The organism is Photobacterium atrarenae (assembly GCF_024380015.1).
GTDB lineage: Bacteria > Pseudomonadota > Gammaproteobacteria > Enterobacterales > Vibrionaceae > Photobacterium > Photobacterium atrarenae.
This window is the reverse complement of record NZ_CP101509.1, coordinates 1,643,196-1,664,134: the sequence shown is the minus strand read 5'-3', so window position 1 is coordinate 1,664,134 and position 20,939 is coordinate 1,643,196. Positions and strand designations below refer to the sequence as shown.

The 20,939-nt window shown below is 50.6% G+C and carries 18 protein-coding genes; 6 read left to right on the top strand and 12 right to left on the bottom strand.

Annotation, left to right across the window (positions count from 1 at the left end; all coding sequences use genetic code 11):
• Positions 1 to 87: 87 nt before the first annotated feature.
• Both NNL38_RS23415 and nhaD read right to left on the bottom strand, forming a co-directional pair.
• On the bottom strand, positions 88 to 390 hold the full coding sequence (locus tag NNL38_RS23415) for a hypothetical protein (RefSeq protein WP_255391277.1): 303 nt from the start codon (positions 388 to 390) through the stop codon (positions 88 to 90).
• Positions 391 to 600: 210 nt separating this feature from the next.
• On the bottom strand, positions 601 to 2,031 hold the full coding sequence (gene nhaD / locus NNL38_RS23410) for a sodium:proton antiporter NhaD (RefSeq protein WP_255391276.1): 1,431 nt from the start codon (positions 2,029 to 2,031) through the stop codon (positions 601 to 603).
• A 292-nt stretch (positions 2,032 to 2,323) separates the two neighbouring features.
• Between nhaD and NNL38_RS23405 the strand changes: the two genes are divergently transcribed.
• The gene (locus NNL38_RS23405) at positions 2,324 to 3,517 is read left to right on the top strand and encodes a D-alanyl-D-alanine carboxypeptidase family protein (protein WP_255391275.1); all 1,194 of its coding nucleotides are present in this window, start codon (positions 2,324 to 2,326) and stop codon (positions 3,515 to 3,517) included.
• A 66-nt stretch (positions 3,518 to 3,583) separates the two neighbouring features.
• Here the strand turns inward: NNL38_RS23405 and NNL38_RS23400 are convergent, their stop codons facing one another.
• From NNL38_RS23400 to NNL38_RS23380, 5 genes are all read right to left on the bottom strand, one after another.
• Positions 3,584 to 3,712 carry a hypothetical protein gene (locus tag NNL38_RS23400; RefSeq protein ID WP_255391274.1) on the bottom strand — a complete coding sequence of 43 codons (129 nt, stop codon included), beginning with the start codon at positions 3,710 to 3,712 and terminating at the stop codon, positions 3,584 to 3,586.
• A 140-nt stretch (positions 3,713 to 3,852) separates the two neighbouring features.
• Positions 3,853 to 5,547, bottom strand: coding sequence for an HTH-type transcriptional regulator SgrR (gene sgrR, locus NNL38_RS23395; RefSeq protein ID WP_255391273.1), 1,695 nt, complete (start codon positions 5,545 to 5,547; stop codon positions 3,853 to 3,855).
• Between the two features lie 295 nt (positions 5,548 to 5,842).
• The gene (locus NNL38_RS23390) at positions 5,843 to 6,937 is read right to left on the bottom strand and encodes an ABC transporter permease (protein ID WP_255391272.1); all 1,095 of its coding nucleotides are present in this window, start codon (positions 6,935 to 6,937) and stop codon (positions 5,843 to 5,845) included.
• Positions 6,934 to 7,860, bottom strand: coding sequence for an ABC transporter ATP-binding protein (locus NNL38_RS23385; RefSeq protein ID WP_255391271.1), 927 nt, complete (start codon positions 7,858 to 7,860; stop codon positions 6,934 to 6,936). The genes NNL38_RS23390 and NNL38_RS23385 overlap by 4 nt, the downstream gene beginning before the upstream one ends.
• Complete coding sequence (locus NNL38_RS23380; RefSeq protein ID WP_255391270.1) at positions 7,857 to 8,804, bottom strand: HlyD family secretion protein; 948 nt, start codon at positions 8,802 to 8,804, stop codon at positions 7,857 to 7,859. Before NNL38_RS23380 ends, NNL38_RS23385 begins: the two co-directional genes overlap by 4 nt.
• Before the next feature lie 348 nt (positions 8,805 to 9,152).
• On the opposite strand from NNL38_RS23380, the gene NNL38_RS23375 reads away from it, so the two are divergent.
• Together NNL38_RS23375 and NNL38_RS23370 are read left to right on the top strand one after the other, a co-directional pair.
• The gene (locus tag NNL38_RS23375; protein WP_255391269.1) at positions 9,153 to 9,965 is read left to right on the top strand and encodes a helix-turn-helix domain-containing protein; all 813 of its coding nucleotides are present in this window, start codon (positions 9,153 to 9,155) and stop codon (positions 9,963 to 9,965) included.
• 187 nt (positions 9,966 to 10,152) lie between these two features.
• Positions 10,153 to 10,542 (top strand): VOC family protein, encoded by a 390-nt coding sequence (locus NNL38_RS23370; RefSeq protein WP_255391268.1) that lies wholly within the window; start codon positions 10,153 to 10,155, stop codon positions 10,540 to 10,542.
• Between the two features lie 538 nt (positions 10,543 to 11,080).
• Here the strand turns inward: NNL38_RS23370 and ppiC are convergent.
• Together ppiC and NNL38_RS23360 are read right to left on the bottom strand one after the other, a co-directional pair.
• A complete protein-coding gene (ppiC, locus tag NNL38_RS23365; RefSeq protein WP_007465584.1) occupies positions 11,081 to 11,362 on the bottom strand; it encodes a peptidylprolyl isomerase PpiC in 282 nt (93 codons plus the stop codon).
• Between the two features lie 136 nt (positions 11,363 to 11,498).
• Positions 11,499 to 12,185 (bottom strand): VC0807 family protein, encoded by a 687-nt coding sequence (locus NNL38_RS23360; protein ID WP_255391267.1) that lies wholly within the window; start codon positions 12,183 to 12,185, stop codon positions 11,499 to 11,501.
• Positions 12,186 to 12,347: 162 nt separating this feature from the next.
• Between NNL38_RS23360 and NNL38_RS23355 the strand changes: the two genes are divergently transcribed.
• Positions 12,348 to 13,892: a glutamate synthase-related protein gene (locus NNL38_RS23355; RefSeq protein ID WP_255391266.1), complete on the top strand. Its 1,545-nt coding sequence runs from the start codon at positions 12,348 to 12,350 to the stop codon at positions 13,890 to 13,892.
• Positions 13,893 to 14,000: 108 nt separating this feature from the next.
• A complete protein-coding gene (locus tag NNL38_RS23350) occupies positions 14,001 to 14,540 on the top strand; it encodes a hydrolase (RefSeq protein WP_255391265.1) in 540 nt (179 codons plus the stop codon).
• Between the two features lie 41 nt (positions 14,541 to 14,581).
• Here NNL38_RS23350 and ltrA (NNL38_RS23345) read toward each other — a convergent pair whose 3' ends face one another.
• The gene (gene ltrA / locus NNL38_RS23345; protein ID WP_369414622.1) at positions 14,582 to 15,874 is read right to left on the bottom strand and encodes a group II intron reverse transcriptase/maturase; all 1,293 of its coding nucleotides are present in this window, start codon (positions 15,872 to 15,874) and stop codon (positions 14,582 to 14,584) included.
• Between the two features lie 1,001 nt (positions 15,875 to 16,875).
• On the opposite strand from ltrA (NNL38_RS23345), the gene nagA reads away from it, so the two are divergent.
• The gene (gene nagA, locus NNL38_RS23340) at positions 16,876 to 18,000 is read left to right on the top strand and encodes an N-acetylglucosamine-6-phosphate deacetylase (protein WP_255391264.1); all 1,125 of its coding nucleotides are present in this window, start codon (positions 16,876 to 16,878) and stop codon (positions 17,998 to 18,000) included.
• Between the two features lie 98 nt (positions 18,001 to 18,098).
• Here the strand turns inward: nagA and ltrA (NNL38_RS23335) are convergent, their stop codons facing one another.
• Both ltrA (NNL38_RS23335) and NNL38_RS23330 read right to left on the bottom strand, forming a co-directional pair.
• On the bottom strand, positions 18,099 to 19,391 hold the full coding sequence (ltrA, locus tag NNL38_RS23335; protein ID WP_369414611.1) for a group II intron reverse transcriptase/maturase: 1,293 nt from the start codon (positions 19,389 to 19,391) through the stop codon (positions 18,099 to 18,101).
• Positions 19,392 to 20,043: 652 nt separating this feature from the next.
• Entirely contained in the window at positions 20,044 to 20,430 is a 387-nt protein-coding gene (locus NNL38_RS23330; protein ID WP_255392321.1) for an NADH:ubiquinone oxidoreductase, read from the bottom strand.
• Between the last annotated feature and the right edge of the window lie 509 nt (positions 20,431 to 20,939).

Genomic DNA, 20,939 nt, shown 5'->3' with positions numbered 1-20,939 from the left:
CTGAATAACAGATTCAATGAGCTAAAAATAAGGCCTTGATAAAAATCAAGGCCTTATTATTCTTTAGGTTCAATATTATTGCGAAACTCAGAGATCCCGCATCAGAATTTCAAACTCTTCTTCTGCCAATTCAATCAATTTCGCCAACTCTCTGGCATCTTCATTCGCCAAGTACAATTGCCAACGCACCGCATCAGAGCCAAGTTGCTCCCTACAAACAAGTTCCGTACTGTTGCCTGCCGTATAAAAATACAGCTCTTCAAACTCAGCTTGAAATTGATGGGCTTCTTCCTGAATATTGACTTCAAGCTCACCCGTTGGAATCACTTTGATATTGGCATGTAATTCTTTTTGCCCTGGCAGGATAAACTGCCGATGTTCAGCTAACATAATCGCTGCCTCCACGATATCCCCAACCATTTAAAGTTTAGCCAACCCATCATGAACGGGATAAGAATTCACAAAAACAACACAAATATTCAACATGATTTATGAGGAAGATCATGGAAAGGATTAAAAAAGCGTGCAGCGCTCAGCCAGTCGCTGATACGCTGCACGCTTAAATTGACCGCCGCTCAAGTCATGTCGTTTAGCCAGTCATCAAAACAGATGCTGATTCATCAGCAAATGGCAGACGATACTCCCGATGTAGCCCAACGCAATCACCGGCATCCATTTCAGGTGGCCAAAGAAAGTATATTTACCATGTGCGGCCCCCATCAGTGCCACTCCGGCAGCGGAACCAATCGACAACAAGCTGCCGCCGACTCCGGCTGTCAACGTCACCAGAAGCCAGTTCCCCAAAGAGAGATCAGGCTGCATGCTCAGAACGGCGAACATCACCGGAATGTTATCAACAATCGCAGAAAGCACACCCACCATGACATTGGCCCAAACCGGGTTCCATTGGGTATACATGACTTCCGATGCCATACCGAGGTAGCCCAGCAAACTCAGTCCACCGACACACATCACCACCCCGTAGAAAAATAACAGCGTGTCCCACTCGGCATGAGAAACCCGCTTAAAGACATCAAACGGCACGACTGAACCGAGCCTTTTCAGCGCCGCCTCATCGTGGTTCGCCAAGGCCACAGCTCGCTTACGAGCCAGGGAGCCCGGCAATGTTTTTCGAAGAAAATAGCCGAAAAACTGCAGGTACCCCAAGCCCATCATCATCCCGATCACCGGCGGAAAATGAACCAGGCCATGGAATGCAACAGCTGTGGCAATGGTCAGGATAAACAACACGACAATGCGTCGTGCGCCGCGTTTGAGCTCAATGTACTCACTCACAGCCTCCGGCTGCGTCTTTGGCACGAACAGAGACATAATAAATGCCGGGATCAGGTAATTGACCATTGATGGCACAAACAAATCCAGGAATTCAACAAAAGAAACCAAGCCAGCCTGCCAAACCATCAAGGTGGTGATATCGCCGAACGGACTGAATGCCCCACCCGCATTGGCAGCAATAACAATGTTGATACAGGCCAGGTTGATAAACCGGTGATTATCGCCACCCACTTTCATCACCACCGCACACATCAGTAATGCCGTGGTCAGGTTATCGGCAACAGGAGAAATAAAGAATGACAAAATACCGGTGAGCCAGAACAGCACCCTAAAATTAAAGCCTTTACTGACCATCCAGGATTGCAGCACATCAAACAGCCGCCGCTCTTCCATCGCATTGATGTATGTCATTGCCACTAAAAGGAACAAGAGTAATTCGGCATATTCCAGCAAGTTATGCTCCAGGGCTGCTTTCGCAGCTTCTGCCTGGCCCATCTGCTGATACACCACGCCTATCATCAGCCAGATGATCCCGGCAGCCAGTAACACAGGTTTGGATTTTCGCAGTTGTAAATACTCCTCCCCCATGACCAGGCAATACGCGAAACCGAAAACCAACAGCGCGACATAGCCGACTGTCGATTGTGTCAAGTCTGCTCCCGCTTCAACGGCCAGGGCCGCCGGCGAGGCCAGCAGGCAGCCAGCGAGTATCATCATGAGATATCTTGCTTTCATTTCTGTCCCAACTCCTTGAGTCATTGTCCTTGGGCCAGTGTACACATCCCCCAGTGATATTACCGTGAACAACGCGACAAGTTCATGAAAGACAACAACAAAGCATTAACGCCGATGTAACATGGATTGTACCTCACCCTGTCTCCCACGGAGCTAGCAAGTAAAATTAGTCCTGCTTATTGCAAGTTTTTACTAAGCTCAATAAAGAGTTATTCGATGCAATGAAGGGCTGATAGCTATGACCTTGATGAGACTCATGAAAAGATTCCTGAACAGATTGCTGAGCCAATTCTTGAATGGCCTTCCTCTGCTATCTGCATTATGGCTAAGCCAGCCGGCCTTTTCGGCCTCCAATGCTGCGGTGCCGACTCCACCTGAAATTGCGGCAAAAGCCTGGGTACTGATGAGCTACCAGTCCGGCCAGGTGATTGCCAGCGAGAATGCTCATATTCCGTTAGCCCCGGCCAGCCTGGCCAAAATCATGACCAGCTACGTGGTCGGGCAAGAGTTAAAATCCGGCCATATCGCCGAAAATGATCGGGTGGTGATCAGTGAAAACGCCTGGAGCCAGAAATTTCCCGGCTCATCAAAAATGTTTCTTGATGTCGGCGACGAAGTCAGCGTGGATGATTTGAACCGGGGGGTGATCATTTCTTCCGGCAATGACGCCACTGTCGCCCTGGCCGAACATGTCGCCGGCCATCAAGCCGCATTTATTGAAATGATGAACCGCTACGCAGAAAAGCTGGGCATGGAGAATACCTACTTCGCGAACCCACACGGACTCGATGCCGACGGACAGGCCACAACGGCCTATGACATGGCCCTGCTGACCCGTGCTTTTATTCAGGAACTCCCTGAGATCTATCCGCTATTTAAAGAAAAGTCATTTACCTTTCATAAGATTAAACAGGGAAACCGCAACGCGCTGTTATGGGATAGCTCTCTCAATGTGGACGGGGTCAAAACCGGTTATACCAAACAGGCCGGCTACAGCCTGGTTTCTTCTGCTGAGCAAAGTGGCCAGCGCCTCATCGCAGTCGTGATGGGAACCGAAAGCGTCAGTGCCCGCAGTAACGAGAGCAAAAAACTCCTGACCTGGGGATTTCGTTTCTTCCAGGATGTCACACCAGAGTTCAGCCCTTCAGAGCTGGATACGCTGAAAGTCTGGTATGGCAGTCCGTCTCATATCAGCCTGGAAGTGGCCGATGGCGGGACGATCACCGTGCCACGGCGGCAGCGGAAAAATATCGAATACAAGATTTTCTACAATAACGATCTTGAAGCGCCGGTTGAGAAAGGTCAGCAAGTGGGGAAAGTTGAATGGTACCTCAATGATGAGCTGCTGACCGAGCAACCCGTGCTCGCTGCTGAAGCTGCTATCGAAGCACCGTGGTACAAATCCATGATCGATGTGGTATGGCGTCCGATTGGACAGTGGTTCAGTCGTCAGGACTGGAAACCGGAGCTGACAGCCAACCAATAGAAGGGATCACAAATCAGGGCAGATCAACTCTGCCCTGGTGCATGCGATGACCACCAGCTACAGTCATTACTCGACATCATTCAGATCTTCATTATCCAGCCAGTCTTCGACATCCAGATCAATATCTTCCTGGTAATCATCCCAACCGTTCTCTTCCGCCAAATCAACATCTTTCGGTTCAAAGTCAAGCATCATTTCTTCTCCGTCGCATAGGTTTCCATAGCATGGGTTCGCTTTAACCCTCTCTTTGTAATCACTCAGGATGACAAAACAATGACCGATTGATGCCAGCATTATGACAATCAATACCCACAGAAACAGAGCCCGGATAGCCCTTATTGACTCGGTTTGACCCACACCGATTTGAAGTCAAACCAGCCCATTGAATTGGATTGCATTCCCTGGATTGAACCATTGTTATCGACGCCGAGCCAGTTATGGAACAGCGGCAGGATCTGCCCGCTTTCCACCAGGCTCGCCCCAATTTGCTGACAAGGCGACGGCTGCTGCTTGTCAGCGCGCCAGCGCACCACTGCCTGATCCAAGGCTTCAAATTCAGCTTCCGGCATCACCCGGGCAATATGATCAAAGCTGTAGAACCAGGACAAAATGGCATCATCGCGATAATTACTCAGGCTCATGCCACCGAGCCAGAGATCGATTTTATCGGCATGTTTGCCCGATAAGATCTCCCCTGTCGAAAGCTCCAGCTCTTTCAGTTTAATCCCATCGGCTGAAAGGATATCCCGAATAGCCTCCGCAACATGCGGATACACCGGATGCTGCTGCGGATAAGCCAGGGTCACCATGCGCTTTGACGGCGGCGGTGCAATTGTCTGATTCAGCGGGATATGGGCCCAGCCCGGCAGCAGGCCGTAAGCATTGATCAGGCGAAAATCGCCGATCTTGTCCTGTTGCAGACGTTGCATAATGTTCAGCGGGGTCAGGTGGGTCCGCAAATAATCCAGCCATCCCTGCTGACTGGCCAACCCGTCGATCCGGTTGAGCAACAGATAGTTACACCCTTCATCCAGCTTGAGTCGGGCCGATACCGTCATTTCCTGCAGTTGACTGCCTTCGGTCATCGGCTGAAGAAAACAGGACGCCACTTCCGACAGCATCCAGATATCCACCACATCAATCAAAGCCCGCAGGCCAAAATACTGATCAAAGGCCTCGAGCTTAAAGCGCTGCTTGTCATTCTGGATCACCCGGTACGGGCCGGTCCCGATCGGAAACAGCTCATTTTCTTTGTCATGATCCGTATCCGCCGGTTGGATCACCGCCAGCAAGTTGGCCATTAAATCAGGTAAACGATGATCATCCCGGCTCAGGTGAATATCAATGGTGTTACTGAACGGCGAATCGATCTGGCTGAGGTGCCTGAACAAGCGGTGTTTTCGCACCTGCTCCAGGGTCACAATAATATCCTGGCTATCGAGCAGCCGACCATCATGAAACTTCACCGCCGGGCGGATATAAAAGCGCCAGTGCCGCGGGGACAGGGCTTCCCAGTGGTGGGCTAAATCCCCTTCGACTTCCTCTTTTTCCTCATTAATCCGGGTCAGACCGTTAAAAATTTGGCGTACAAGATGCTGCTCAGAGCGACGCAACGGGTGCAGTGGGTTCAAATTACTGAAGGGTCGATAGTAAGGCAGTCGGAGGATTTGCCGCCCTTGCGCCGTGGTATGACCAAGCTGCTCCTGGATCAGCTGCGCCAGTTTATCAGCATTGTTGCCCAGCGTTTCCAGCGCCGGCTCCAGTTTGCCTTCGGCCACCAGCTTACGCGCATGCATGTATTGCAGCTCAGTGTCCGAACTATGGAAAACCAGCTTGGACTGCTTCCCCCGACCGACCGCGGGTTGCCATTCAATCCAGCCCTTCTCCACCATTTTATTGATCACCATCCGTACATTACGGCGGGTACAGAACAGGACCTCGGCAATATCCTGCAAATTCGTCTCGCAATCTTCGCCGGAAAAGTGATTGTAGAGACGCTGGAACTGGGCTTTCAGCCGCTGACTGCTCATAAAAGAGGAACCTTAATATTTTATTTGTTCTGTTTTTAACTTCCTATTTTAACGTAACAATCACCAGGTACAACACGTAACCCGATTGTGACGGCAATCAACTTGCCGACAGCGATTGTACTTTGTTGCTCTTTGGTGGCCAGTGCTGAAAACACGCAATTTTACCCCCATTCAATTGTGAACTTCATCGATATTGACTGGCCACCTTTTTCCCTCACCGGTTAGTTCACCCTGTCATCTCACCACACCGGCATGACAACCGGATGTCCAACCTATGGCAAGTACTGCCCGCAGACTAATCCAGTGATTTTTTAAACCGAAGTGATGCCAGCAGCAAGCCGAGCATGGTAAACCCGACCATCCACAGAGCGTCTCGCCACAACAGCATCAGATCAGCGCCACGCAGCACAATGCCCCGGATCATGCGCATAAAGTGTGTGGCTGGCAGCACTTCGGCAATCCACTGCGCCACATCCGGCATCGCCTCATAAGGGAAAATAAACCCGGACAGCAAGATCGACGGCAACAGGATAAACACCGTCATTTGCATTGCCTGCAACTGGGTCTGCGCCACGGTGGAGATCATCAACCCCAAGGTTAAACTGGCCGCGATAAACAGCAAGGTGCCAAGCAGCAATTGAGACAATGCGCCATTGAGCGGGACATCAAAAATCAGGTGTCCCAGCCCGAGAATGATCCCCACCTGGATCAGGCCGACGAAAATATACGGAATGATTTTGGCAATCATCAACTCCAGCGGCCGAACCGGCGTGGTGATCAACAACTCTAAATTCCCCCGCTCCCGCTCGCGGACAATCGCCGCCGAGGTAAACAGCACCATGGTCATGGTCAGGATCACCCCAAGAAGTCCCGGCACAATATTCACGGCTGAACGCCGGGACGGGTTGAAGTACAGCGCTACTTCAAAGGTTGATGCGCGGGGCGGCTGATAATTCGCTAAATCCTGCAACGGCATCCGCTGCAGCTGCAACAGCGCCGAGCTGACCATAGTATCGGAACCGTCCACCAGCCACTGACCCACGGTTTTGCGCTGGACAATACGCTGCGTCAAATCGGACGGTAGCACCAACGCGGCCCTGACCTGCCCGGCGTTAATGGCCTGCTCCGCTTCCACTACCGTCGGAAAGTGGTGGGTCACGGTCACCACCTGGGTCGCTTTCACCGCTTCGGTGATCACCCGCCCCACCGCTGTGTGGCTTTGATCCACCACGGCGACGGGAATATTTCGCACATCGGTATTGATGGCATAGCCAAACAATAACAACTGGATCAGCGGGATCATCACCACCATCCCAAACGTGATCCGATCACGGGACAGTTGCCTGAACTCTTTGACCATAATGGCACTGATCCGAAACACGCTCTTCATTCCCGTCCCTCCCCGGTACTGGTGACAAACACATCTTCCAGACTGGGCCGGGCAACGGTCATTTCACAATCTGCTAAATGGGGAAACTCAGCCGCTAACCAGGCCAGCGGCTCAGCAACACGTTCATCAATCAGCACCCGTAGTCGGATTCCCAACTGCGCGGCAGAACGGACTTCCGGTTTTTGCAACAAATCCGTTTTCAGCGAACGCAATTGATCAGTCAGCACCTCCACCACATTGACGCCCATGCTGTTCATCAGAGTTTCCGGCGCGCCGTCAGCCCGGACCATACCGGCTTCCATAATCGCCAGGCCATGGCAGCGCTCAGCTTCATCCATGTAGTGGCTGGTCACCAGAATCGTGGTGCCCTGATCGCTCAGATCAAACAGCTTTTCCCAGAAATCACGGCGATTTTCCGGATCGACCGCAGAAGTCGGCTCATCTAAGAACAGCAAGCTGGGCCGATGCATGGTCGCTGCCGCCAATCCCAAACGCTGCTTTTGCCCGCCACTCATGCTGCCCGCACGCTGCCGGGCCAGTCGATTCAGGCCGTAGGTCGAGAGCTGCTCTTCGATTCGGGCTTTCTGTTCTTTACGTGTCATGCCGAAAATCTGGCCGATAAAATCGAGATTTTCCCGCACCGTCAAATCTTCATAAAGGGAGAATTTTTGTGTCATGTAGCCGATACGCAACCGCAGGGCCTCAGCCTCACGGGGAATATCCAGCCCCAGCACTTCAACCGTGCCGGCCGTCGGGCTAAGCAGCCCGGTCAGCATGCGAATGGTGGTCGACTTTCCGCAGCCATTCGGGCCTAAAAAGCCATATATACTGCCCTTCGGCACCTTGAGATCCAGGCTGTCGACGGCGGTGAAATCACCAAATTTACGCGTCAACTGGTTGGCAACAATGGCATAATCGGTCATCGCGGCATCTCCACCTGCACCGGCACCCCGGCCGGCAAGCTCTTGGCTTCCTGCGGCAGATCTACTTCCGCCAGATAAACCAGGCGGGCCCGATCCTGCTCGTTGAGCGCAAAATACGGCGTAAACGCAGGCTCGGTGGCAATCCAGCGCAACGTGCCGGTATAGCTTTGCGCTAAGCCATCGATATGAACTGTCAGCTCATCTCCGGCTTGCAGTTTGACCCGGTAAGGCTCCGGCACATACACCCGGGCATATGGCACGGTATCGGCCTGGATCCCGGCGACAATACTCCCGCTGCTGACCCGCTCCCCAACATTGTATGGTAGGCTGTCCAGTACTCCGTCCCGTGTCGCCACCACAGTTAAATCATCCAGAATTTGCTGCTGCAACACAACTTCCGCCTGGGCAGCGTCCAGCGCGGCTTTGGCCTGGGTGATATCTTCCGGCCGTTCGCCACTGGTTAATTTCGCCAGGTTCTCCCGCGCCGACTGATAGTCGGCCTGCGCCGAATCCCGCTCCGCCACCGCTTTGTCCCGTTCGGAATAACTCACCAGCCGTTGTTCAACTAAACGAGCAATCCGACGGTAGTTGCTGTTGGCCTCGCGCAAGGTCGCTTCAGCACGAACCAGACTGGCCTGAGCCGCAGCAATATCTTCCGGGCGCTCCCCGTTGGTCAGCCGCAAAAGGTACGCTGCTGCTTTCGCTTCCTCCGCTTTCACTTTGGCAAGCACAGCCAACTGCTGTTTATCATCGAGTTTCACCAGCACTTGCCCCTGCGTGACAAACTCACCTTCCTTGATGGGCTGCTCACGAACAATTTCACTGGATGTCGCCGTTAACGTGACGCGGTCACGTTCCAGTGTTCCCAGCGCCTCACTCGGCACCTGTTCACCGCATCCAAGCAAAGCCAGGAGCGCGAAGCCGAAGACTGATATCCGTTTCATTCTATTCACCGCATTTCGATTACCTTTCATTCAAAGTGTACGCCCTCACAGCAAACAGACAATTGATTTAATTCGCGAAAATGCAGGCTTTGATGAATAGGCATCAGTCAACCACTGCGACCCAAACCCGCCAGCAGCCATAACTTACGATCATCGTGAGATGTTGTGGGTTGTGTCATAGCAAGCTTCTGGACAAAAATGTGTTAGGGTATGAATTCGAAAGTATTTCCTTCTGATAAGTTGAGTTTGTGGAGAGCGAAGTAGACGGCTCTGTTTCTTTTGAAATATTATTTGATGATTGATGGAAGCCTCCTTGGTGGCGGCATAACATAGGGAATTAAAGCACTTATGAATTATCAGACCTTTCAGCCACACCCAGATCTAGAGTCGCTAATCAGTTGCTACTGGACTTTGGAAGTCCCTAAAACGGATGACGTCCAAAGACAACGAATCATTCCAGACGGCACCATTGAAATGGCATTCATTCTTGGGGACGATATAAAAAGATATACCTCTGAAGATAGCTTTATTATACAGCCCAGAGCCATGGTGCTGGGTCATACCATCGCCCCTTTTTATATTGAGCCGACGGGGTATGTCGACACATTCGCCATCCGTTTTTACCCTTATGGCTTTGCTAACTTTGTGACTGTACCTATCAAGACATTGGCAAATACCGAGACACCCTTAGCTCAGTTGTTCGAGGAAAAAACGGCTAAAAAATTAGAACAAAATATCATTAACGCAGCAGATACGAAACAAAGAATAAAGATAATCGAGTCATTTCTTCTGAATAAGCTCAATGAACAGACGACGGTTGATAATATCCTCAAAACAACAATAGATACTCTATTCGCAACAAAGGGAAGTACGTCGATTAGCAAGATCCTCAAAGAAGACTTATCCAAAAGAAGACAACTTGAGAGGATGTTCGTAAAAAAAATTGGCGTCAGTCCGAAACAATTAGGTAAATTGATTCGGCTTCAAAGTGCCTTAAAAGCGATGCTTAACGAAGAAGAAAGCCTTACCCACATCGCTTATCAGAATGATTACTACGACCAATCGCACTTTATCAAAGATTTCAAAGAATTTACCGGAGTCAGCCCAAAAGAATTTCTAGGGAATGAAAACATGACTCTTTCTTCTATTTTCTATAAGTGAATTTAATCTGTCGCATTTTTACAATTTCTTTTTCCATTGACTACATAACCTTTCCTTAGTATTTCAATGAGTAGATGTGAGGCTACAAGAGTAAACAATATTGGGTCTTAGCGTTGTAATGTTAGCTTTTGGCTACACTGTTAGTTACAGTACAGACCGGATGGAACCAGAAAAAAGGCGATTCAGCATGAATAAAAGTGGAGAAGGTATGAACAGTTATATTTCTATTTTTGAAATTCCAGCATTAGATATTTCAAGAGCAATCGAATTCTACCAGGCGATTCTGGGCATCAATATAGAAAGAATGGAAATGCCGGGTATGGAAATGGGCATATTCCCTTATGAAGATCAGTTAGTGACTGGTGTTATTTTAAAAGAAGAAGGTTTTCAGCCTTCGTCAAGTGGCGTGACTATATACCTAAACGGGGGAGACAACCTTCAGGTCATTCTTGATGAAGTGGTGAAGAATCGCGGTGAAATCATTATCCCTAAAACAGCTCATGCTGACGAAAGTGGATTTTTTGCCATTTTCCTTGATTCAGAAGGAAACAGAATAGGGTTACATTCTCCAAATTGATTCAGAGCCTCTCTGGAAAATACTTTCAGGCTCAGATGAGGTTGTCCATTCACCGCTCACGTTTTAGAAGCAGGAAGAAGCTTTCCGCTACGGCATTGTCACGACAGTTTCCTCTGCGACTCATACTTGGTTTCAGATTATGTTCTTTGAGGAGGTTACTAGAGTTTTTACATTGTATACCAGAGAGAGAAGGTTATCCGCGTGGGTTTAGTTTATTAGTAAAGAAGGCAGAGCTCTTGACTCTGCCTTCTTTAAATTGCCTTTCGACTAATTTTGAATCTTGCCTTGCGGCTGTGTTCGCAGTCTGGCAAGTATCGCCAGTGGGGTCAGATCTTGCTTTTGCCACTTATTAGTTTTTGCATATCGAAGTTACCTGAACATATTTGTTCGAACTTCGAGGCGTAACCCATAATGGGGGCAGAAGCGAGTCAGATATGGCAGGTCAAAGCGAGAGCAGCTTAAATTGTCCCTGCCATCAAATGGGTCCATGATTCTGTGTCAATTTGTGCCCTAGTCAGCACAGATACCCGAATGCGAACTACGTCCGGTACAACACCTTAATAATATGATACCCAAACTTGGTTTTCACCGGGCCGATTGGCTCCAGTACTTTACCGGTGAAAACGGCTTTATCGAACGCCGGAACCATTGCACCTTTGCGAAATTCACCCAGATCGCCGCCCCGTTTGCCTGATGGGCAAGTAGAGTATTTCTTTGCCAGCGTCTGAAATTTCGCGCCTTTTTTCAATTGCTTCAGGATGTCGTCGGCTTGTTCTTTGTGTTTAACCAGAATATGAAGCGCTGCTGCTGTTGAAGCCATAATCGCAAACCTAATGTTATATCAGAAACGGGCAAAGTGTGCGCTAAATCACGGCGACAGGCAAGCGCCAGACGATAAAAAACCAGCCGCGAAGGCTGGTTTCAAATTCGGTTTGGGCAATCGACGGATGGCGAGTTTACTGGGTCTTGAAAATCTGTGCGGTTTCCAGCTGCGTCATCTGGCGGATTTGACGCCACATGAAGTAGAAGATCCCCATCATCATCACCATAGATGGAATCGCGATCATCGGATAACTCAGCAGTGTCATCTTACCCAACTCTTCATTGAAGGCCTGTGTGCCGGAAGGGCTGGTGACAATCGTGGTCGCCAGAACGTAGTTCATGACAGAGGAAAACACGAACGTTCCTGAGAACAGGTAATTGGATTTCATCAGGCAGCGATCAAAATCTTTCACTTTACCGTTTTCTGCCAGCTTTCGCTTGATCACATCCAGATTCAGTACCGTGTCGTTGAACAACATTTTGCTGACAACCGGATACTTAGTAAAAGTGGAGATAAACACAGCGGCCCCAATCAATCCCGGGATCAACGCTTCTTTCACAGCCAGCCACTGGGCATCCAACTTCAGTAAGCCGATACCACCGGTCAGCAGGACGCTGACAAACCCCAGTAACGAGATAAAGTTAAACTTTTTGTACTTAATCAGCTCATAGCCACCCAGGACCACGGGAAATGCCAGTGCCACCAGCAGTGCCACTAATGAACCCAGGTGCTCTTCACCACTGAGCTTCATCAGAACAACTGACGGGACAATGACGTTAAAAATCAAATCGGTCAAAGGGTTTGCTTTTTTCTCAGCCATAATTCTACAAACGTTACCTAATAGTTAATGCGCGCCCATTGTTCCCCGAATCGGTGCGACTGTAAAGAGCGCGTGTCTGCAAATTCTCCCGCTCTCCCCCATACTCTATCAACAAACTCATAAAAAGTGCGTCCATATCAGCAGTTGGATGGAGGGAGACTCATGAGCAAGCCTGTCGTTGCCAATAACCGCCCTGTTAAAGTTAGTTTAGTTGAAGGGAAAGAATATTACTTCTGCCGCTGCGGCCGTTCAGCCAACCAACCCTTCTGCGACGGCTCTCATTCAGGGACGGATTTCACCCCGATGCAGTTCAAAGCCGAGAAAAGCAGCGACGAATACCTGTGTGCCTGCAAACACACCGCGAATGCCCCCTTCTGTGACGGCACCCATCGACAATTCATTGCCGATGACATCGGGAAAGAAGGACCGGGGCCTTCTACCGACGCGCATGCCATGCCAGAAGCCAAAGCGACCAAAGAAGAGCCGACCGTCGCCTTGATTCACCAACTGGCCCGGGAAGGCCTTTCCGCGATGGGAAAACACGGCCCGATGACCGCCATGGGCGTACCCCGTTACCAATTGCCCGACTGGAATGATATTCAAATCATGGTAGCGCAAATGGCCACCAAGCCGTTGCTGGATGAGGCTAAAGTCGGCACAGAACTGGTCATCGGCCCCAAAGCCAAGCGTCCGCTGGTGCTGGATATTCCACTGCTGATCTCCGATATGAGCTTTGGCGCCCTATCCGAAGAGGCCAAAACCGCTCTGGCAATGGGGGCTGAGCAGGCGGGCACCGGGATCTGCTCAGGCGAAGGCGGGATGCTGGCTGAAGAGCAGCAAGCGAACAGCCGTTATTTCTACGAGCTGGCCAGCGCCAAATTTGGCTACCATGAAGGCCTGCTCCCCAAAGTACAGGCCTTCCACTTCAAAGGCGGCCAGGGGGCAAAAACCGGCACCGGTGGCCATCTTCCCGCAGCCAAGAACATTGATAAAATCGCCAAAACCCGTTGCCTGGAGCCCGGCACCGAAGCGATCTCGCCTGCCACATTCACCGATTTGAAAACTGCGGCTGATTTTGCCGAGTTTGCCAATCATGTCCGCGATCTCACCGGCGGAATCCCGATCGGGTTTAAGCTCAGCGCCAATCATATTGAACGGGATATGGGCTTTGCCCTGGAAGCTGGTGCTGATTACATCATTCTCGACGGCCGGGGCGGCGGAACCGGGGCGGCTCCGCAAATTTTTCGCGATCATATCAGCGTCCCGACCATCCCTGCCCTGGCCCGGGCGCGGTATTTTCTCGATAAACAGGGCATGTCGGATCAAGTCACGCTGATCATAACCGGCGGCCTCAGAACGCCGGTGGATTTTGTCAAAGCGCTGGCCCTGGGCGCCGATGGGATTGCGATCGCCAACAGTGCGATGCAGTCGATCGGCTGCGTCGCCGCAAGGATCTGTAACACCAACAACTGTCCGGCCGGAATCGCAACCCAAAACGCCGATCTGCGCCAGAAGCTGAATCCAGAGAAAGCGGCGCATCAGTTAACTAACTTTCTCACCGCTTCGACAGAATTGATGCAAGTGATGGCACGCGCCTGTGGACATTGTCATCTCAATCAGTTCGATAAAGATGACCTGGCAACCTGGGACTATGAGATGGCCCGCCTGGCGGGTATCGAGTTTTCTGGTTTCAAGCAACGGGATTAATTGTGTGATGATAGCCGGGTCCGGCTCACAGTTAGACGATCATCGCATAGAGAAGCCGGCAAAACCCGCTATGCTAACTGTTTGTAAAGCTAACAAAAGGACATGATCATGCTTCATGCGAACGAGACCACGCTTGTCATTGTCGATGTTCAGGGCAAGCTGGCACAACTCATGGATGAGCGGGATACCCTGTTCAGCAACTTAGAAGTCCTGGTTAAGGGGGCCAAGGTACTAGAACTTCCCGTCGTCTGGGTCGAGCAGCTTCCGAATAAACTCGGACCGACAATTCCGCAGATCGCCGACAACCTGCCACATCAGGAGCCAATCGCCAAAAACAGTTTCAGCTGTTACAAGTCACCGGAATTTGTCAGTGCATTAGAGGCAACCAGGCGCAAGAGTGTGATTGTGGCCGGGATTGAGGCGCATATCTGTGTTTATCAGACAGTCCGGGAGCTGCTCGATGCCGGATACCATGTTGAGGTTGTAGCCGATGCGGTCTCCTCACGTCAGGCCAACAACAAACGAATTGCCCTCAACAAGCTGCAACAGGCCGGTGCCAGCCTCACCTGTACCGAGATGGTCCTGTTTGAGTTGCAAGCCGTTGCCGAAGGGGGACAATTCAAAGAAATCCTCAGCCTGATTAAATAGCCCACAATCGAGTAGGAGGAGGCCTCACGGCCTCCGTCCTCTCACACCACCGTACAAGCGTGGGTCGCATACGGCGGTTCCGAATATATTTTCAGTGACTCGTACCCATCTCGCAACGAGTACAGACCCATCTCCTTGAACCATTTCATTGGCATGGCCTGATTGAGCTGGGGCGATAAAGCCAAGTGCCACCACCCTTTATCTGACATCGCCAGCTTCCACGCATTGCGTTCGCTTACACCCTCTTGGCGTAACCATGTCGCTATGCTGTATCTGCGCTTGCGCTGCTTGAGGCGATAGCACCGTAAGCGCCGCCTTATCCATTCATCCAAGCGCTGCATCGCGCTTTTCCGTATGGCAAGCTTGAAATAGTGTTGCCAACCTCTTAGGTATTGAGTGAGTTCGACTAGGACTGTCTTCAACTCTCGCCCTCGATTCCGCTTCGTTATTTGACGCACTCGCTTCTTCATCTGAGTTTGTGCTGTCTTCGAGATATGGATGCTTCCATCTCGGTGAAAGCGATGGCCTAGGTAAGTCCGCTCTGTCACTCTCGTTGCCGCACTTTTCTCACGGTTAACCCTGAGTTTCAGTTTCTGCTCCAAGAACTCCGTGATTGAGGCTTTTACTCGATTGGCGGCTTCCTCACTGTGCACGTAGATTTGGCAGTCGTCTGCATATCGGCAGAACTTATGCCCTCTTCGCTCAAGCTCTTTATCCAACTCATCTAATACGATATTTGATAGCAGCGGAGATAATGGTCCACCCTGTGGCGTCCCTCGTTGCCTCTGCTCAACTAACCCGTTTCGCATTATGCCTGCCTGTAGGTATGACCTGACCAGCTTCAGGACCCGTTTATCTGTGATGTCCTCCGATAGCCTGTGCATCAGTTTATCGTGGTTCACAGTATCGAAGTATTTCGCCAGGTCTATGTCGACTACATAACCCCGCCCCTCCCTGATGTAGTGGCTTGCTGCCACCAATGCATGGTGGGCACTGCGGTTAGGCCTGAACCCATAACTGTTGCTTGAGAACTGAGGTTCGTAGATATCTGTCAGTACTGAGGTAATGGCCTGTTGGACTACCCTATCAAGTACAGTTGGGATACCTAGCTGCCTCACTCCCCCGCTAGGTTTGGGAATTTCTACACCCAGAACGGGTTGCGGTTGGTAGCTCCCGTCCAGAAGGCTCTGGCGGAGCGCTTGCCCATTAGAAGACTGCCGAAGCATCGAGATAGTCGCTGTTATGTCGAGTTTATCAACCCCAGCACATCCCTTGTTCTTCTTCACTCTTCTCAGGGCTTGGTTCAGATTTGTTGAGGAGCAGATCCGCTCCATCAACTGAGTTGAGGTCACCAAGACTCGTCCTCCTGTCTACGCCGATCATGCTTGTCATTCTTCGTGGCCATGAGCGTCACTTGCGGTGTTGCCCAGTAGTACGTAGAGATGTTGTTCATCTTGCTATGACCCCACATGATTGAGTGTCTAGTGACTGCTTCTTGATATATTCAGTTCCGGCCTTCCCTTGGGTTGTACTTCCCCAAGGTACTATGCCTTCTGCTGACTTCTTATTACCCGTCACACAACATCACTGTTGTATTAGTCTCATCCGAGACAGGTCGTAAGATCTCCCGAGGTAAGACGTTGTTCTTTCCCTTGGCTGTGCCTGATTTACCCGTACACACTTCCCGTCGAGGCATTGGGCTGTTCTATATATTGCTAGGTTACCCAAGTTGTACTGGCCTACTATCAGGTTTCTGTTCGTCACACCCAAGTTTTGCCGTTTGCTTCCTTCAGATCCCACCTCACGGTGGGCACCCTTGCATAGGCTAACGGTTCTCGCTCGACTGAGCCCGTAGAGGACTTTCACCTCCTAGAACAACGCCATGCTCGGCGCACAACTAAAAGCCGGTGAATTGCTTCACCGGCATCAACCAGACGCCGCCCGATGCCAGCAGCAAACCAGTAGATCATCGCCAACGCAAAAACACAAAAATCAGCAAGACACAGGCGAGATAACCCGGCAGATTGAAGGCACGGGTCTGGTGCTTCTCCAACCGCCACGCAAGCTGTTATCCGAGCGCGGCCCGGCCTTGATTGACGATATCAATACCCACAGGAGTGGAACCCGCCCAACAACTTTGTTAACAGGTCCCTGAACGTTGCATATAATTTGACATACAAAACAGTTTTCTCGCCTCAGTATTGACTCTGCTTTCCGTGCGCCTTATCTTATTTCAAAGGGAAAAATAAGTTAATTGGTCCTCGAGGTACATCCGCTCGGCGCAATCAAGCGCCACAAGCTTCGAGGTGAGTCCGGCTTAATGAACGAGATGCCTATGTTTGCCATAACCCACGTTGACGTTTTTGATGGTAGTCGCACCATGAGCGACCAAGCGATCATCGTCAAAGGCGATACGATTCAGACCGTAGGTCCCATGCAAGATACCCCGTTGCCTGAAACAACCATTGATGCCAGCGGCCTGACGGCAACAGCAGGATTTATTGATATTCAACTAAACGGCTGTGGGGGCGTCCTGCTCAATACCGATATCCGGCAGTCGACTCTGGATATCATGAACCAGACCAACCTGCGGCACGGCACCACCCAGTATTTACCAACGTTCATCACCAGTGACAGAGAGCCGATGCGCAAGGTCATTGATTTGATTGGCGATGTTGAAAACAGGGAGGCTCAGGGCATCCTTGGCCTGCACCTGGAAGGCCCTTTTATTAATACAGAGAAAAAAGGCGCACATGATCCCATCCATATCCGCCACCTCGATGAGATGACCGCCTATTATCTGGCTGATCATGCCGATAAAATCAAAGTGATCACCCTGGCGCCGGAAAACTGCGATCAGTCCGTTATCGACATCCTGACCGAAGCCGGAATCACTGTCTCCATGGGCCACACCAATGCCAGCTACGATGTGTTGCTCACCAAGCATGGCGTGACCATGGCGACTCATCTCTACAACGCGATGAGCCCGTTTGGCTCACGTGAGCCGGGTGCCGTGGGCTACATCTTTGACAAGAAGCCATATACCGGGATTATCGTAGACGGGATTCACTCAGATTTCGCTTCGGTACGCATTGCCCACCAAGTCCTGGGCAATCGCCTGTTTATGGTCACCGATGCGGTGACCCCGGCAGGCACGGACATGACAGAGTATGATATGGCCGGAACCAAAGCTTATGTAACGGGTGGGAAATGTCACTATGCAGACGGCACCATTGCCGGCGCAGCAATCACCATGATTGAAGGGGTGAACAACCTGATCCATGAAGTCGGCCTCAGCCGGGAAGAAGCTTTCCGCATGGCGAGTCTCTACCCGGCTCGTGCCCTGAATATCGACGATCAGTACGGAAAAATCGCCGCAGGCTATAAAGCCAATATCACCCTGCTCACCCCGAATAACGACGTACATCATGTGTTTCAGATGGGGATTCAGAAAGTCTGATCACTTGCTGTCACATGGGCCACAACGCTGCAGCGCGGAACCATCAATGATTGCCGGATGATAATCGAGTAGGAGGAGGCCTCACGGCCTCCGTCCTCTCACACCACCGTACAAGCGTGGGTCGCATACGGCGGTTCCGAATATATTTTCAGTGACTCGTACCCATCTCGCAACGAGTACAGACCCATCTCCTTGAACCATTTCATTGGCATGGCCTGATTGAGCTGGGGCGATAAAGCCAAGTGCCACCACCCTTTATCTGACATCGCCAGCTTCCACGCATTGCGTTCGCTTACACCCTCTTGGCGTAACCATGTCGCTATGCTGTATCTGCGCTTGCGCTGCTTGAGGCGATAGCACCGTAAGCGCCGCCTTATCCATTCATCCAAGCGCTGCATCGCGCTTTTCCGTATGGCAAGCTTGAAATAGTGTTGCCAACCTCTTAGGTATTGAGTGAGTTCGACTAGGACTGTCTTCAACTCTCGCCCTCGATTCCGCTTCGTTATTTGACGCACTCGCTTCTTCATCTGAGTTTGTGCTGTCTTCGAGATATGGATGCTTCCATCTCGTTGAAAGCGATGGCCTAGGTAAGTCCGCTCTGTCACTCTCGTTGCCGCACTTTTCTCACGGTTAACCCTGAGTTTCAGTTTCTGCTCCAAGAACTCCGTGATTGAGGCTTTTACTCGATTGGCGGCTTCCTCACTGTGCACGTAGATTTGGCAGTCGTCTGCATATCGGCAGAACTTATGCCCTCTTCGCTCAAGCTCTTTATCCAACTCATCTAATACGATATTTGATAGCAGCGGAGATAATGGTCCACCCTGTGGCGTCCCTCGTTGCCTCTGCTCAACTAACCCGTTTCGCATTATGCCTGCCTGTAGGTATGACCTGACCAGCTTCAGGACCCGTTTATCTGTGATGTCCTCCGATAGCCTGTGCATCAGTCTATCGTGGTTCACAGTATCGAAGTATTTCGCCAGGTCTATGTCGACTACATAACCCCGCCCCTCCCTGATGTAGTGGCTTGCTGCCACCAATGCATGGTGGGCACTGCGGTTAGGCCTGAACCCATAACTGTTGCTTGAAAACTGAGGTTCGTAGATATCTGTCAGTACTGAGGTAATGGCCTGTTGGACTACCCTATCAAGTACAGTTGGGATACCTAGCTGCCTCACTCCCCCGCTAGGTTTGGGAATTTCTACACCCAGAACGGGTTGCGGTTGGTAGCTCCCGTCCAGAAGGCTCTGGCGGAGCGCTTGCCCATTAGAAGACTGCCGAAGCATCGAGATAGTCGCTGTTATGTCGAGTTTATCAACCCCAGCACATCCCTTGTTCTTCTTCACTCTTCTCAGGGCTTGGTTCAGATTTGTTGAGGAGCAGATCCGCTCCATCAACTGAGTTGAGGTCACCAAGACTCGTCCTCCTGTCTACGCCGATCATGCTTGTCATTCTTCGTGGCCATGAGCGTCACTTGCGGTGTTGCCCAGTAGTACGTAGAGATGTTGTTCATCTTGCTATGACCCCACATGATTGAGTGTCTAGTGACTGCTTCTTGATATATTCAGTTCCGGCCTTCCCTTGGGTTGTACTTCCCCAAGGTACTATGCCTTCTGCTGACTTCTTATTACCCGTCACACAACATCACTGTTGTATTAGTCTCATCCGAGACAGGTCGTAAGATCTCCCGAGGTAAGACGTTGTTCTTTCCCTTGGCTGTGCCTGATTTACCCGTACACACTTCCCGTCGAGGCATTGGGCTGTTCTATATATTGCTAGGTTACCCAAGTTGTACTGGCCTACTATCAGGTTTCTGTTCGTCACACCCAAGTTTTGCCGTTTGCTTCCTTCAGATCCCACCTCACGGTGGGCACCCTTGCATAGGCTAACGGTTCTCGCTCGACTGAGCCCGTAGAGGACTTTCACCTCCTAGAACAACGCCATGCTCGGCGCACAAACAAGAAAGCGAGCCCTGAAGCTCGCTTTCTCTTTACGCGCTCACTGCCTGCGCAAAACACCATCTCTGGTGAGTAGTTCTGCTACGCCTTAACTCTGGGTCGCAAACTCGCCAGGACGAGTCTCAGCCGCAGCGCTTACCCGAGTCATCTGGAATTCCCGCAGTCTTGAATACAAGTAAGTCACCACAATCGAGAAGAACAGATAGGAAAGCGCAAAGACGATCGGCGAGTTTATCAGCTTCGCTTCCAGGCCCCACATCACCCCGGCAACGGTCACACCCATTTTCGCCATCATTCCCATCAGAAGCATCAGCAACGCGAGTTGCGGATAGCGGGTTGAACAGCGAAATGCCAGCCAGTATCCCGTGCCAACCGCCATTGCGGCCACACCGAAACCTGCCATAAAAGAATGAAAATGTTCGCCGGAAAGAACACCACCTGCAGTAGACAGTAAAAAAATCAGCACGAACTTCATGAACCCACCCCAGTCAAATTTACGAATAACAGAACTTTCGAGAGAAATTATCTTTTCCGGGGTATTTTCCCATGACTTGTACATTTTTCATACTACCTGATTCAGGTGGCAGTGCTCAAAAATAACTTCACTTTCATCAGTTTACATTTTGTAACACCCTAACCACATGAATCAATTACCTTCAACAAATTTAAGTTAAAACAGTGTTAACGTTGTTTCAGCTTGTAAGTTATCTTTTCAGATACAAATTTAACCTAAAATTATTTCGATTCGAGACAAATTTATCTGACAAAATCAGCATGAATCATTACCAAATCGATAAATTCATTTATTAAATATGGAATTTAAGATTCAGGTTTTGGCAACCAAAAAAAGTGACCCTACACAGGCTTTGCGGACTGTCGTACGGCCCTGAATTAAGGAAATCCAATCGCATGTGTGATCGGGCTCATATTGAGTGAGACAGAACCGCTGCCGACATCGCGAAGTGCCGATCCGGTTCCAAGAAA